At 71.5% G+C, this 12,915-nt stretch carries 13 protein-coding genes; 4 read left to right on the top strand and 9 right to left on the bottom strand.

From position 1 onward, the window contains the following. Positions 1 to 12 precede the first annotated feature (12 nt). Both ABZ693_RS06070 and nth read right to left on the bottom strand, forming a co-directional pair. Positions 13 to 711: an NUDIX hydrolase gene (locus ABZ693_RS06070; RefSeq protein ID WP_359873845.1), complete on the bottom strand. Its 699-nt coding sequence runs from the start codon at positions 709 to 711 to the stop codon at positions 13 to 15. Between the two features lie 114 nt (positions 712 to 825). Further along, a complete protein-coding gene (nth, locus tag ABZ693_RS06065) occupies positions 826 to 1,878 on the bottom strand; it encodes an endonuclease III (protein ID WP_435842355.1) in 1,053 nt (350 codons plus the stop codon). Between the two features lie 213 nt (positions 1,879 to 2,091). On the opposite strand from nth, the gene ABZ693_RS06060 reads away from it, so the two are divergent. After that, the gene (locus ABZ693_RS06060) at positions 2,092 to 2,766 is read left to right on the top strand and encodes a Crp/Fnr family transcriptional regulator (protein WP_046910193.1); all 675 of its coding nucleotides are present in this window, start codon (positions 2,092 to 2,094) and stop codon (positions 2,764 to 2,766) included. A gap of 119 nt (positions 2,767 to 2,885) precedes the next feature. On the opposite strand, the gene ABZ693_RS06055 is transcribed toward ABZ693_RS06060, so the two are convergent. The 5 genes from ABZ693_RS06055 to sp36 all read right to left on the bottom strand — a co-directional run bounded on the left by ABZ693_RS06055 (position 2,886) and on the right by sp36 (position 6,458). After that, positions 2,886 to 3,770 carry an SPFH domain-containing protein gene (locus tag ABZ693_RS06055; RefSeq protein WP_359873842.1) on the bottom strand — a complete coding sequence of 295 codons (885 nt, stop codon included), beginning with the start codon at positions 3,768 to 3,770 and terminating at the stop codon, positions 2,886 to 2,888. Positions 3,771 to 3,935: 165 nt separating this feature from the next. Then, the gene (locus tag ABZ693_RS06050; RefSeq protein ID WP_359873840.1) at positions 3,936 to 4,766 is read right to left on the bottom strand and encodes an MBL fold metallo-hydrolase; all 831 of its coding nucleotides are present in this window, start codon (positions 4,764 to 4,766) and stop codon (positions 3,936 to 3,938) included. After that, complete coding sequence (locus ABZ693_RS06045; RefSeq protein WP_359873838.1) at positions 4,763 to 5,707, bottom strand: NUDIX hydrolase; 945 nt, start codon at positions 5,705 to 5,707, stop codon at positions 4,763 to 4,765. Before ABZ693_RS06045 ends, ABZ693_RS06050 begins: the two co-directional genes overlap by 4 nt. A gap of 116 nt (positions 5,708 to 5,823) precedes the next feature. Further along, the gene (locus ABZ693_RS06040; RefSeq protein ID WP_359873836.1) at positions 5,824 to 6,300 is read right to left on the bottom strand and encodes a RidA family protein; all 477 of its coding nucleotides are present in this window, start codon (positions 6,298 to 6,300) and stop codon (positions 5,824 to 5,826) included. Beyond that, positions 6,297 to 6,458 carry a Sp36 family protein gene (sp36, locus tag ABZ693_RS06035; RefSeq protein ID WP_137988514.1) on the bottom strand — a complete coding sequence of 54 codons (162 nt, stop codon included), beginning with the start codon at positions 6,456 to 6,458 and terminating at the stop codon, positions 6,297 to 6,299. The genes ABZ693_RS06040 and sp36 overlap by 4 nt, the downstream gene beginning before the upstream one ends. Before the next feature lie 255 nt (positions 6,459 to 6,713). Between sp36 and bagA the strand changes: the two genes are divergently transcribed. Beyond that, positions 6,714 to 7,706, top strand: a complete 993-nt coding sequence (gene bagA / locus ABZ693_RS06030) for an ATPase BagA (protein WP_359873834.1) — start codon at positions 6,714 to 6,716, stop codon at positions 7,704 to 7,706. A gap of 2 nt (positions 7,707 to 7,708) precedes the next feature. Next, positions 7,709 to 9,142, top strand: a complete 1,434-nt coding sequence (gene bagB, locus ABZ693_RS06025) for an ATPase BagB (RefSeq protein ID WP_359873974.1) — start codon at positions 7,709 to 7,711, stop codon at positions 9,140 to 9,142. A gap of 170 nt (positions 9,143 to 9,312) precedes the next feature. Here the strand turns inward: bagB and ABZ693_RS06020 are convergent, their stop codons facing one another. After that, a complete protein-coding gene (locus tag ABZ693_RS06020) occupies positions 9,313 to 9,657 on the bottom strand; it encodes a WhiB family transcriptional regulator (RefSeq protein WP_359873832.1) in 345 nt (114 codons plus the stop codon). A 372-nt stretch (positions 9,658 to 10,029) separates the two neighbouring features. Here ABZ693_RS06020 and ABZ693_RS06015 point away from each other — a divergent pair, with 372 nt between their 5' ends. After that, complete coding sequence (locus tag ABZ693_RS06015; protein ID WP_359873830.1) at positions 10,030 to 12,294, top strand: transglycosylase domain-containing protein; 2,265 nt, start codon at positions 10,030 to 10,032, stop codon at positions 12,292 to 12,294. Positions 12,295 to 12,438: 144 nt separating this feature from the next. Here ABZ693_RS06015 and ABZ693_RS06010 read toward each other — a convergent pair whose 3' ends face one another. Continuing rightward, positions 12,439 to 12,903 carry a GatB/YqeY domain-containing protein gene (locus ABZ693_RS06010; protein ID WP_359873828.1) on the bottom strand — a complete coding sequence of 155 codons (465 nt, stop codon included), beginning with the start codon at positions 12,901 to 12,903 and terminating at the stop codon, positions 12,439 to 12,441. Positions 12,904 to 12,915 lie beyond the last annotated feature (12 nt).

Here is a 12,915-nt window from a genome sequence, read left to right as displayed (position 1 = left end):
CGGCCCAGCCTGTCACGACCTCCGGTCCAGCGTGACCTTCCTGGAGCGGTCCCAGGGCCGCTCCCAGCCGGCGTAGTGCAGGATGCGGTCGATCACTCCGGCGGTGAAACCCCAGACCAGGGCGGACGAGACGAGGAACGCGGGGCCTTCGTGCCCCATCGGGTGGACGGCCATGGCGCGGTTCGCGGGGTCCGTGAGATCCGCCACGGGGACGGTGAAGACCCGGGCGGTCTCGGCGGGATCCACGACCCCGACCGGGCTGGGCGCGCGCCACCAGCCCAGCACGGGGGTGACGACGAAGCCGCTAACGGGGATGTAGAGGCGGGGCAGCACACCGAAGAGCTGGACGCCGGACGGGTCGAGGCCGGTCTCCTCGCGGGCCTCGCGCAGCGCGGCACGCAGCAGGCCGCCCCGGGCGGGCGGGCCGTCCTCCGGGTCCAGGGAGCCGCCGGGGAACGAGGGTTGCCCGGCGTGCGAGCGCAGGCTGCCGGCGCGCTCCATCAGGAGCAGCTCGGGGCCGTGCGCGCCGTCGCCGAAGAGGATGAGCACGGCGGACTGCCGCCCGCCGCCGTCCGCGGGCGGCAGGAAGCTGCTCAACTGCTCGGGCGCGACCGTACGGGCCGCGTGGTCGACCGGAGTCAGCCAGGCGGGCAGCCCGTCCCGGCGGAGCAGGCCGCCCGTTCCATGGATCTCTTCACTCGTGCGCGTCATAGGCACCCCCGTGATTCACAACGCGGTCGCGGTCGTCATTCGTTCCCCCGGGACCGGCATCCCGCACAGGTTCGCTCCTGTGGGGGACAGCGGTCGGGAGCACGGCCGGGGGACTCAGGTGGACGCGCCCGGCGGGGGCGCCGGGCGGCCGGGGTAGTCCGGGGGCGGATTGAGCCGCTGCCCCGGGAAGCCGCCCTTCTCGTACTTGAGCAGCTTCCTCGCCTTCTCGGGGTCCGTCTCGCCTTCGCCGTACGACGGGCAGAGGTGGGCGATCGGGCAGGCGCCGCACGCGGGCTTGCGGGCGTGGCAGATGCGCCGGCCGTGGAAGATCACCCGGTGCGAGAGCATGGTCCACTCGCTCTTCGGGAAGATCGTGGCGATCTCGGCCTCGATCTTCACGGGGTCGTCGGACGTGGTCCACTTCCAGCGCCGGGCGAGCCGCATGAAGTGGGTGTCGACGGTGATGCCGGGGACACCGAAGGCGTTGCCGAGGACGACGAAGGCGGTCTTGCGGCCGACGCCGGGCAGTGTGACCAGGTCCTCCAGGCGGCCGGGTACCTCGCCGCCGAAGTCGTCGCGGAGGGCGGCGGACAGGCCCATGACCGACTTGGTCTTGGCGCGGAAGAACCCGGTCGGCCGGATCAGCTCCTCGACCTCCTCGGGGACGGCGGCGGCCAGGTCCTCGGGGGTCGGGTAGGCCGCGAACAGCGCGGGGGTGGTCTGGTTGACCCGCAGGTCCGTGGTCTGGGCGGACAGGACCGTGGCGACCAGGAGTTCGAAGGGGTTGCGGAAGTCGAGTTCGGGATGGGCGTACGGGTAGACCTCGGCCAGCTCCCGGTTGATCTTCCGGGCCCGGCGGACCATCGCCAGCCGCGACTCGGGCTTGGCGGCGCCCTTCGGGGACGCGTGCGTCCCGGCGGCGGGTTCCCCGGCCACCGGAGTCTCGGCCGTCGCCTTGGTCGACGCCTTGGCCGATGCCTTGGTCGACGCCTTCCGGGGAGCGGCCTTCTTGGAGGCTGCCTTTCCGGCAGCCTTCTCCGGGGCAGCCTTTCCGGAAGCAGTCCTTCCGGATGCGGCCCTCCCCGGCCCGGTCTTCACCACACCCACCACACCCGCGGATGGAGCTTTTGCCACATTCACCCGTTTCGACGCACCATGTTCGCCCACAGCGGAATCGCCTTCCTCCCGCACTCTTCCAGCCCCCTTGGCCTGCGCTCTCACCGGCGAGTTGGACACCCGGCCAGCCTAGGCGCCGCCGCCCGCATCCGCCCCGCGCGCACCCGATCGGGACCCAATCGGGCCCCTGACGTACGGAAAGGCCGCCCGGTGAGTCAAACTTGTTGTGATTGATCGCACTGAGGTCGACATAGGAGAGAACTCGTGGACGACGTTCTGCGACGCGCGCCGCTGTTCGCGGCGCTCGACGACGAGCAGGCCGCCGAGCTGCGCGCCTCGATGAGTGAGGCGACGCTCGCCCGTGGCGACGCACTGTTCCACGAGGGCGACCCGGGCGACCGGCTCTACGTGGTCACCGAGGGCAAGGTGAAGCTGCACCGCACCTCGCCCGACGGCCGCGAGAACATGCTGGCCGTCCTCGGCCCCGGCGAGCTCATCGGCGAGCTGTCCCTGTTCGACCCGGGCCCGCGCACCGCGACCGCGACCGCGCTGACCGAGGTCAAGCTGCTCGGCCTCGGCCACGGCGACCTCCAGCCCTGGCTGAACGCGCGCCCCGAGGTGGCCAGCGCCCTGCTGCGCGCCGTCGCCCGCCGGCTGCGCAAGACCAACGACCAGATGTCCGATCTGGTCTTCTCCGACGTCCCGGGCCGCGTGGCCCGCGCGCTCCTCGACCTGTCGCGCCGCTTCGGCGTGCAGTCGGAGGAGGGCATCCACGTCGTCCACGACCTCACCCAGGAGGAGCTGGCCCAGCTCGTCGGCGCCTCCCGCGAGACGGTCAACAAGGCGCTCGCCGACTTCGCCCAGCGCGGCTGGCTGCGTCTGGAGGCCCGCGCCGTGATCCTGCTCGACGTGGAGCGCCTCGCGAAGCGCTCGCGGTAAGGCTCCGCTCCAGGGCCTCGCGCTCAGCGGTTCCGTACCCCTCGTACGTACGGGAAGGGGGCCGCCCGGTTCGACCGGGCGGCCCCCTTTTCGCGTCGCGGGGCGTCGCGCGCGGGCTGTCAGCGCTTCGTGCCGTCGACGATCAGCGGGTTCGAGCCGCCACCGCCGCAGGGCACCGCGTAGACCGGGTTCTTCGCCGCGGCCTCCTTGTACGCGTCGATGCACTGGTTCGTCAGGACCTTGTCGGTCAGCGACTCGTTGAGGATCTTGTTGGCACGGGCGATACCCTCGGCCTCGATCCGGCGCCGGTCGGCCTCCGCCTTGGCGGTCCGGGAGGCCTCCAGGGCGCGCTCGGTGGCCTGCTGCTGCTGGATCTTGCGGTCGATCTGGTCCTGGAGCGCGTTGGAGGGCTTCACATTGCGCAGGTTGACGGTGGTGACGTCGATGCCGCGCGGGGCGAGCCGGTCCTTGATCAGGGTCGCGATCTCGGCGTTGATCTTCTCGCGGTCGGTGGCGTAGCCCTGCTCGCTGGAGTAGCGGGCGAAGACGTTGCGGACGATCTCGCGGCTGTCCGGGTAGACGAGCCGCTGCTGGATGGCGTCCTCGCTGCCGGCCAGCTTGTACAGCTCGACGGCCTTGGACGGGTGGACCGCCCACTTCACGGTGACTTCGGCGTACATCACGCCGCCCTGCGAGGAGCGGACCTCGACCACGTCCTTGTCGGAGAGGTTGAGGTCGACGGGCCGGGTGGAGAACGTCGTCACGTTGGTGAACGGCGACTTCATGTGCATGCCGGAGGACATCGGCGTGCCGACCTTGCCGAAGGCGACCGGCACGCCGACCTCGTACGCGCTGATCACGTACGTCATGCTGACGATCAGGGAGAACAGACCGGCGAGCAGGGCGCCGACGGCGCCCAGCCTCAGGCCGCGGGTGTCGTTGACGCGGCCGACGATGTAGAGCACCACCGCCGCTATGACCAGCAGAATGGCTATGACGAACACGGGATTCCCCCCAGAGTTCCGACGCGATGTACGCGATATAAGCGGAACGTAAGACATGGGGCAAGGCCGAAAGGTTGCGGTTCCCGGCCAGGATCCGGACAACGATCTGCCGGGAATCGGCCAGGAACCGGTCAGGAACCGCCGGGCATATGCCCGGACAGTCCGTCAGATCAGACCGCGCTCCCGCAGATACTCCAGCTGCGCGCGTACGGACAGCTCCGCCGCCGGCCACAGGGAGCGGTCGACGTCCGCGTACACATGGGCCACGACGTCCTCGGCCGACCGGTGGCCCGCCTCCACCGCCGTCTCCACCTGGGCCAGCCGGCTCGCGCGGTGCGCCAGATAGAACTCCACGGCCCCCTGGGCGTCCTCCAGGACCGGCCCGTGGCCCGGCAGGACCGTGTGGACCCCGTCGTCCACGGTGAGCGAGCGCAGCCGCCGCAGCGAGTCCAGGTACTCGCCGAGCTTCCCGTCCGGGTGGGCCACCATCGTCGTGCCGCGCCCGAGGATGGTGTCGCCGGTGAGCACCGCCCCGTCGGCGGGCAGATGGAAGCAGAGCGAGTCGGAGGTGTGCCCGGGGGTGGGCACGACCCGCAGCTCGACCCCGCCGGTGGTGATCACGTCCCCGGCGGCGAGCCCCTCGTCGCCGAGCCGCAGCGCCGGGTCGAGGGCCCGGACGGCGGTCCGGGTCAGCTCGGCGAACCGCGCGGCGCCCTCGGCGTGGTCGGGATGGCCGTGGGTGAGCAGCGTGAGGCCGATCCGCTTGCCGAGCCGCTCGGCGGTGTCCACGACCCGCCGCAGATGGCCCTCGTCGAGCGGGCCGGGGTCGATGACGACGGCGAGGCCGGAGTCCGGCTCGGCGACGATCCAGGTGTTGGTGCCGTCCAGGGTCATGGCGGACGGGTTCGGCGCGAGGACGTTGTACGCGCGCGGGGTACCGGGTCCGGAGACCACCGAGCCGCGCGGCTGGCCCGGGAGGGCGGCGGCGTCGCTCATGCCGCGCCTCCGTCTCCACTGCCGGCACCGGGACCGGTGGCCGTGCCCGGGTTCGTCTCCGTGCCCGCGCTCCCGTTCGCCGGGACGTGCTTGGTGAACTCGTCGTGCCCCGGCCAGCTCAGCACGACCTGGTCGCCGTCGAGCCGCGCCCGGGCGAGGACCGGGGTCATGTCCTGGGCCGGAGCGGCGGCGAGTGCCTCGGCGGCCGTCCCGTACGGCTCCAGGGCGCGCAGGGTCGAGATGGTCGGCGGCATCATCGTCAGCTCGCCGCGGTCGTAGCCGGCCGCGGCGTCCGCCGGGCGGGTCCAGACCGTACGGTCGGCCTCGGTGGAGGCGTTCCGGGTGCGCTGGCCGGCCGGGAGCGCCGCCACGAAGAACCAGGTGTCGTAGCGCCTCGGCTCGAACTCGGGCGTGATCCACCGGGCCCACGCGCCCAGCAGGTCGGAGCGCAGCACGAGGCCGCGCCGGTCGAGGAAGTCGGCGAAGGACAGCTCGCGGGCGACCAGCGCCTCCCGGTCCTTCTCCCAGTCGTCGCCCGTCGTGTCGCCGACGACGGTGTCCGCCGTCGGGCCGGCGAGCAGGACGCCCGCCTCCTCGTACGTCTCGCGTACGGCGGCGCAGACGACGGCCTGCGCCTGTGCGGGGTCCGTGAGGCCGAGGCGGGCCGCCCACTCCTCGCGCGCGGGGCCCGCCCAGCGCACCGGGTGCTCGTCGCGCGGGTCCACTCCGCCGCCCGGGTAGGCATATGCCCCACCGGCGAAGGCCATGGAGGTGCGGCGGCGCAGCATGTGGACGAGGGGGCCGTCCGCGCCGTCCTTCAGGAGCATCACGGTGGCGGCCCGCCGGGGCGTGGCGGCGACGAGCTCACCGGCGGCGAGGGCGCGGATGCGGTCGGGCCATTCCGGCGGGTACCACTGACCGTTCGACTGACCATTCGACATGGCCGGATGCTATGCGCAAGCTTCCGAATGCACGAGAGCCGATTCCTCCCGGGTGGGGGAACCGGCTCCGTGACGTACGGGCTGCCGTACGGGGCAGGCGTGAGGTGCGGGGACGCTCAGTCCTCGACCAGCTCCACCTGGATCTCGACCTCGACGGGCGCGTCGAGCGGGAGGACGGCGACGCCGACCGCGCTGCGCGCGTGGACGCCCTTGTCGCCGAGGACGGCGCCGAGCAGCTCGCTGGCACCGTTGATGACGCCCGGCTGGCCGGTGAAGTCGGGGGCGGAGGCGACGAAGCCCACCACCTTCACGACCCGCTTGACGCGGTCCAGGTCACCGGCGACCGACTTCACGGCCGCGAGCGCGTTGAGCGCGCAGGTCGCGGCGAGCTGCTTGGCCTCCTCGGGGGTCACCTCGGCGCCGACCTTGCCGGTCACCGGAAGCTTGCCCCCCACCATCGGGAGCTGGCCCGAGGTGTACACGTACACGCCGGACCGCACGGCCGGCTGGTACGCGGCCAGCGGCGGCACGACGTCCGGCAGGGTCATGCCCAGCTCGGCGATCTTCGCCTCGACGGCGCCGGTCCCGCTCACGAGGTCTTCTCCCGCTTCAGGTAGGCCACGAGCTGCTCGGGGTTGTTCGGCCCGGGCACGACCTGGACGAGCTCCCAGCCGTCCTCGCCCCAGGTGTCAAGAATCTGCTTCGTCGCGTGCACCAGCAGCGGCACAGTCGCGTACTCCCACTTGGTCATGAGCCGACTGTAGTCGCTGGCGCCGGGCCGCCCGCCGAGCCGACCGGCCGGGCAGGCCCGGGCCCAAGGACCCGGAGTTCCCCGCGCGGGCCCCGCGGATTGCCGGCGGACGCCCCCCATCATCCCGTCAGACAGCCCCCCGACGGCCCTCGCCGACCCTCGCCAAGCCCTCACGGACGCCTCAGGGACTTCTCAGGGCCTTGTCCGGGGCAGCCCTCTGATTGGTGCGGCGCGCCAGTGGTTAGGCTCGAATACGTGAGCAGGCTCCAGGTCGTCAGCGGCAAGGGCGGTACCGGTAAGACGACGGTCGCCGCCGCACTCGCGCTCGCCCTCGCCACCGAGGGGAAGCGGACCCTCCTCGTCGAGGTGGAGGGCCGGCAGGGCATCGCGCAGCTCTTCGAGACGGAGGCGTTGCCGTACGAGGAGCGCAAGATCGCCGTCGCGCCGGGCGGCGGCGAGGTGTTCGCGCTGGCCATCGACGCCGAACGCGCCCTCCTCGACTACCTCCAGATGTTCTACAAGCTGGGCGGCGCCGGCCGGGCCCTGAAGAAGCTCGGCGCGATCGACTTCGCGACGACGATAGCGCCGGGCGTACGGGACGTGCTGCTGACCGGGAAGGCGTGCGAGGCGGTGCGCCGCCGCGAGAAGCAGGGCGGGTTCACGTACGACTACGTGGTGATGGACGCGCCGCCGACGGGCCGCATCACCCGCTTCCTCAACGTGAACGACGAGGTGGCCGGGCTGGCCCGGATCGGCCCCATACACAACCAGGCCCAGGCCATCATGGGCTTCCTCAAGTCGCCGGAGACGGCGGTGCATCTGGTGACGCTCCTGGAGGAGATGCCGGTCCAGGAGACCGCGGACGGTATCGCGGAGCTGCGCGCGACCGGCCTGCCCGTCGGCCGCGCCATCGTGAACATGGTCCGGCCGCACGTCCTGGACGAGGCGGCGGTACGGGCCGCCTCCGGCGTCCACCGGGACGCCGTCGCGGGGGCGTTGGCCTCCGTCGGCCTCAAGGACGGCCCGCTGCTGGTCGATCCGCTGCTCGACGAGGCGGCGGAGCACGCGCGGCGGGTGGAGCTGGAGCGGGTCCAGCGCACGGCCCTGGAGACGATCGGGGTCCCGACGTACGAACTGCCCTTCCTGGGGGACGGGGCGGACATCGCCGGTCTGTACCGGCTGGCGAGGGAGCTGCGCGCCCAAGGGGTGGGCGAGCGGGGAACGGGCGGACAGGGGGCGGGCGCGTGACGATGGGGACAGCGGGGCCGGCGGGGCCGGGGCGGGCGGGGACGGGCGGACCCGGCGGCGACAACGGGCTGGACAGCGTGCCCGTCCTGGATCTCGACCCACTGCTCGACGACCCGGCCACCCGCATCATCGTGTGCTGCGGCGCGGGCGGGGTAGGCAAGACGACGACCGCGGCGGCGCTCGGGGTGCGGGCGGCGGAGCGCGGCCGGCGGGTGGTCGTCCTCACCATCGACCCGGCGCGCCGGCTCGCCCAGTCGATGGGCATCGACTCCCTGGACAACGTGCCGCGCGAGGTGCCGGGCATCAAGGGCTCGGACGGCGGCGAACTGCACGCGATGATGCTCGACATGAAGCGGACCTTCGACGAGATCGTCGAGGCGCACGCGGACGCCGACCGGGCCCGGGCCATCCTGGAGAACCCGTTCTACCAGTCCCTGTCGGCCGGTTTCGCCGGTACGCAGGAGTACATGGCGATGGAGAAGCTGGGCCAGCTCCGGGCCCGGGACGAGTGGGACCTGATCGTGGTCGACACCCCGCCGTCCCGCTCGGCGCTGGACTTTCTGGACGCGCCGAAGCGTCTCGGGTCCTTCCTGGACGGGAAGTTCATCAAGCTGCTCATGGCCCCGGCGAAGGTGGGCGGCCGGGCCGGGATGAAGTTCCTGAACGTCGGCATGTCGATGATGACCGGGACGCTGGGCAAGCTGCTCGGCGGGCCGTTCCTGAAGGACGTGCAGACCTTCGTGGCGGCCATGGACACGATGTTCGGCGGCTTCCGGACCCGGGCGGACGCCACGTACAAGCTGCTCCAGGCGCCGGGCACGGCCTTCCTCGTGGTGGCCACGCCCGAGCGGGACGCGCTGCGCGAGGCGGCGTACTTCGTGGAGCGGCTCGCGGCGGAGGAGATGCCGCTGGCCGGCCTCGTCCTCAACCGGGTGCACGGCAGCGGCGCCGCGCGGCTGTCGGCCGAGCGGGCCCGGGCCGCGGCGGAAAATCTTGACGAGGGCCGCATTGTGGATCAGGGGGCCGGGAAGACTCCTGGACGTGGCCCACGGGCCGCCTCTCCCGAGTCGCACGCCCCCGCCGCACCCCCCACCGCGGCCCCCACGCCCGACCTCGCCACCGCCGCCGGCACCACCGTCGCACCCTCAGCACCACCCGTACCCGAGGCTGCCCCCACAGCCGACGGGGAGCACAGCGCACCCACCGCACCGGACGCGTCCGTCGCGCCCGACGTCCGGGAACTCACCGCCGGACTGCTGCGTCTGCACGCCGAGCGGATGCGGGTGCTCGCGCGTGAGCAGCGCACCCGCGACCGCTTCACCGCGCTCCATCCCGAGGTCGCGGTCGCCGAAGTGGCCGCTCTCCCCGGTGACGTGCACGATCTCGACGGGCTGCGCGCCATCGGCGACCGTCTCGCGATCGGCCGCATGCCGTAACACCGCTGCCGTCACACCGCGGGCCACAGCCCCGGCCGTCTCACCCCGGGCCTTCTCGCCCACGGTCGTGCCCGCGATCGCGCATGCTCCCGCGCGCGACGGCCCGGCCCGCCGGCCCATGGCCGCCCGGCCGGTGCGGGAGCCGCCCTGCCCGGAGGAATCCGGGCGGGTCAGCCCACCGCCGCGTACGTCTCGTACGTCGCGTCCTCGTCCATCGCCACGGGCAGCAGGCCCGCGCCGCGCTCGTACTCCGTGCGCGCGGTCTCCAGGAGCCGCCGCCACGAGGTGACGGTCGGCCGCCGGCGCAGCAGAGCGCGCCGTTCGCGCTCCGTCATTCCGCCCCACACGCCGAATTCCACACGGTTGTCGAGGGCGTCGGCGAGGCATTCGGTCCGCACCGGGCATCCGGTGCACACCGCCTTCGCCCTGTTCTGCGCCGCACCCTGCACGAATAGTTCATCCGGATCGGTAGTGCGGCAGGCCGCCTGCGCACTCCAGTCAGCTACCCAGCCCATACCGGCGCCGTCCTCTCCCGAATCGAGGCTCCCCCACGGCGGTAGCGGCATATTCACCGCTGCCAGTTGGGACGTTACGGAAGGTGGCGACAGCGCAACACCCCCTTCGGGCCCAATCTTGAATGGCCCGAACGGACTATGCGTGCGCGGGAGATCACCCAGGGGAGTGACCTGAGAGCATAATGAACTTATCGGACATGGGCCGAAAACAAGCACCAACCAGGCATGGATTCCACGCGTTTCGGGTACGCCGGAATGCACGCCGCCGTCATGCGGGAATCGTGGTGCGTGACCGCATTGCCGTGACAGTTGGGAGCAGCTTAGGCCAAGGCATATACGCGTGTCCGGCGAATGAGAACGTAGGCTGCCCCCATGCCAAAGAAGCGCTCGGGCGGAGGTCTGACCGGGACCCAGCAGGCCGCCAAGTTCCTCGGAGTCAGTGTGCTCGCCGGAGCCGTGCTGGCGGGCATCGCCCTGCCAGCCGCCGGCGCGCTCGGGCTGGCGGCGAAGGGCACGGTCGAGGGGTTCGACGAGATCCCGTCCAACCTGAAGACGCCGCCGCTGAGTCAGCGCACGACGATCCTCGACTCGCAGGGCGGCCACCTCGCCACCGTGTACTCGCGCGACCGCCAGGTCGTCCCCCTGGACAAGATCTCCCCGTACGTACAGAAGGCCATCGTCGCCATCGAGGACGGCCGCTTCTACGAGCACGGGGCGATCGACCTCAAGGGCGTGCTGCGCGCCATCAACCGCAACGCCCAGTCGGGCGGTGTGTCGCAGGGCGCGTCCACGCTCACCCAGCAGTACGTGAAGAACGTCTTCGTGGAGGAGGCGGGCGACGACCCCGAGAAGGTCGCCCTCGCCACCCAGCAGACGATGGGCCGCAAGGTGCGCGAGCTGAAGTTCGCCATCCAGGTCGAGGAGGAGCTGGGCAAGAAGAAGATCCTGGAGAACTACCTCAACATCACGTTCTTCGGGCAGCAGGCGTACGGCATCGAGGCCGCCGCGCAGCGCTACTTCTCCAAGCCCGCCAAGGACCTGACCCTGGCCGAGTCCGCCATGATGGCCGGCTTGGTGCAGTCGCCGAGCCGGTACGACCCGGTCAACGACATCCAGGAGGCCACCAAGCGCCGCAATATCGTCCTCCAGCGCATGGCCGACCACAAGGACATCAGCCAGGCGGAGGCCGACCAGGCGAAGGCCACCCCGATCAAGCTGAAGGTGAAGGCTCCGAAGAACGGCTGCATCACCGCCGTCGACGGCGCCGGCTTCTTCTGCGACTACGTCCGCAAGACGATCCTCAGCGACCCGGTCTTCGGCAAGACGGCCGAGGAGCGCCAGAAGCTGTGGAACCTGGGCGGTCTGACCGTCCGGACCACGCTCTCGCCGGCCGCCCAGGCCGCCGCCAACGAGGCCGCGATCGCCAAGGTCGACAAGGACGACAAGGTCGCCGCCACGGTGGTCCAGGTCCAGCCCGGCAGCGGCAAGATCCTGTCGATGGGCCAGTCCCGCCCGTACGGCCTCGACCAGAAGCTGCACCAGACGACGCTCAACCTGTCCGTCGGCAAGAAGATGGGCGGCACGACCTTCGGCTTCCAGGTCGGTTCGACGTTCAAGCCGATCACGGCCGCGGCGGCGCTGGAGAAGGGCCTGAGCCCGACGCAGAGCTTCAACGACCCGACCGAGATCACCGTTCCGGAGCGGGAGTACACCCGCTGCGACGGCAAGCCCGCCGGCAACGGCGAGTGGAAGGTCGGCAACGAGCTCGAGTCGGAAAAGGGCATGTACGACATGACGAGTGCCCTCGGCAAGTCCATCAACACGTACTTCGCCCGGCTCGAGCAGATGGCCGGTCTGTGCGAGACGCTGACGATGGCGAAGAACGTCGGCTACGAGCGCGAGCTGGGCAAGCCCATCAAGCAGAGCCCGTCCGCGACCCTCGGCGCCATCGAGAGCACCCCGCTCGACATGGCCTCCGTCTACGCCACCTTCGCCAACCGCGGCACGTACTGCACCCCGATCGCCATCCAGTCGATCACGACGGCCAACGGCGAGAAGCTGAAGGTCCCGAAGAGCCGCTGCTCGCGCGCGATGAGCGAGAAGACCGCCGACACCGTCAACCAGATGCTGAAGGGCGTCGTCGAGGACGGCACGGGTACCCGGGCCGGTCTGACCGACCGGGACAACGCGGGCAAGACCGGTACCACCAACGACCGCATGGACGCCTGGTTCGTCGGCTACACCCCGAACCTGTCCACGGCGGTGTGGGTCGGTGACGACATCGGCGAGAAGACCCCGATGTACGACATCAACATCGGCGGCGTGTACTACGACAAGGTCTGTGGTGGCTGTCTCCCGGGCCCGATCTGGAAGATCGCGATGACCGGCGCGCTGGACGCCGGCCAGACCCCCTCCTTCGTCCCCGTCGACGTGCCGCGTGGCGCCGACCCGGCCGACAAGGACAAGACCAAGCCGCAGCAGCCCGGCGAGGACGGCGACAACAAGCCGGGCGGCCAGCGCCCCGGCACCGGCACCCCGACCCTTCCCGGCGGGATCTTCCCGCCCGGCATGATCGGCGGCGCGGGCGGCGGCAACGGCCGTGGCCACGGCAACGGGGGCGGCGGCAACGGCCCGTAAGGGTCGCGGCACCCGCCTGACCGGCTGAACGACACCTGACCGGCTGAACGACACCTGACCGGCTGAACGACGAGGGCGCCCCTCCCGGATCCGAACGGATCCCGGAGGGGCGCCCTCAGTCGTCGACGAGAAAGGTGCCGAGGCTCAGCCGGCGAGCAGCCGCTTCACAACGGCGGCGACCCGGCCGCCCTCCGCCCGGCCCGCGACCTTCGGGTTCACGAGCTTCATGACGGCACCCATCGCGCGCGGGCCCTCGGCGCCTCCCGCCTTGGCCTCCTCGACGGCACCGGCCACGACGGCCTCCAGCTCCGCGTCGGTCAGCTGCTGCGGCAGGTACGCGTCGAGCAGGACGCCCTCGGCGCGCTCGCGCTCGGCCGACTCGGGCCGACCGCCCTGGGTGAAGGCGTCCGCGGCCTCGCGGCGCTTCTTCGCCTCCTTGGCGATCACCTTCTGCACCTCGTCGTCGGAGAGTTCGCGCTTGGTGGTACCCGCGACCTCCTCCTTCTGGATCGCGGTGAGGGTCAGTCGCAGAGTCGAGGAGCGCAGCTCGTCGCGCTCCTTGATCGCGGCGTTGAGGTCGTCCTTCAGCTTGGCCTTGAGCGTGGTCATGAGGTCAAGTGT

The sequence above is a fragment of the Streptomyces laurentii genome (genome assembly GCF_040635425.1).
In the GTDB taxonomy this organism is placed as follows: domain Bacteria; phylum Actinomycetota; class Actinomycetes; order Streptomycetales; family Streptomycetaceae; genus Streptomyces; species Streptomyces laurentii.
This window is presented reverse-complemented; position numbering and strand designations above follow the sequence as displayed.

Coding starts and splice junctions, on each gene's coding strand:
- ABZ693_RS06070 (WP_359873845.1), bottom strand. CDS start 711: ATGACGCGCACGAGTGAAGAGATCCATGGAACGGGCGGCCTGCTCCGC.
- ABZ693_RS06050 (WP_359873840.1), bottom strand. CDS start 4,766: ATGAGCGACGCCGCCGCCCTCCCGGGCCAGCCGCGCGGCTCGGTGGTC.
- ABZ693_RS06045 (WP_359873838.1), bottom strand. CDS start 5,707: ATGTCGAATGGTCAGTCGAACGGTCAGTGGTACCCGCCGGAATGGCCC.
- sp36 (WP_137988514.1), bottom strand. CDS start 6,458: ATGACCAAGTGGGAGTACGCGACTGTGCCGCTGCTGGTGCACGCGACG.
- bagB (WP_359873974.1), top strand. CDS start 7,709: ATGGGGACAGCGGGGCCGGCGGGGCCGGGGCGGGCGGGGACGGGCGGA.
- ABZ693_RS06020 (WP_359873832.1), bottom strand. CDS start 9,657: ATGGGCTGGGTAGCTGACTGGAGTGCGCAGGCGGCCTGCCGCACTACC.
- ABZ693_RS06015 (WP_359873830.1), top strand. CDS start 10,030: ATGCCAAAGAAGCGCTCGGGCGGAGGTCTGACCGGGACCCAGCAGGCC.
- ABZ693_RS06010 (WP_359873828.1), bottom strand. CDS start 12,903: ATGACCACGCTCAAGGCCAAGCTGAAGGACGACCTCAACGCCGCGATC.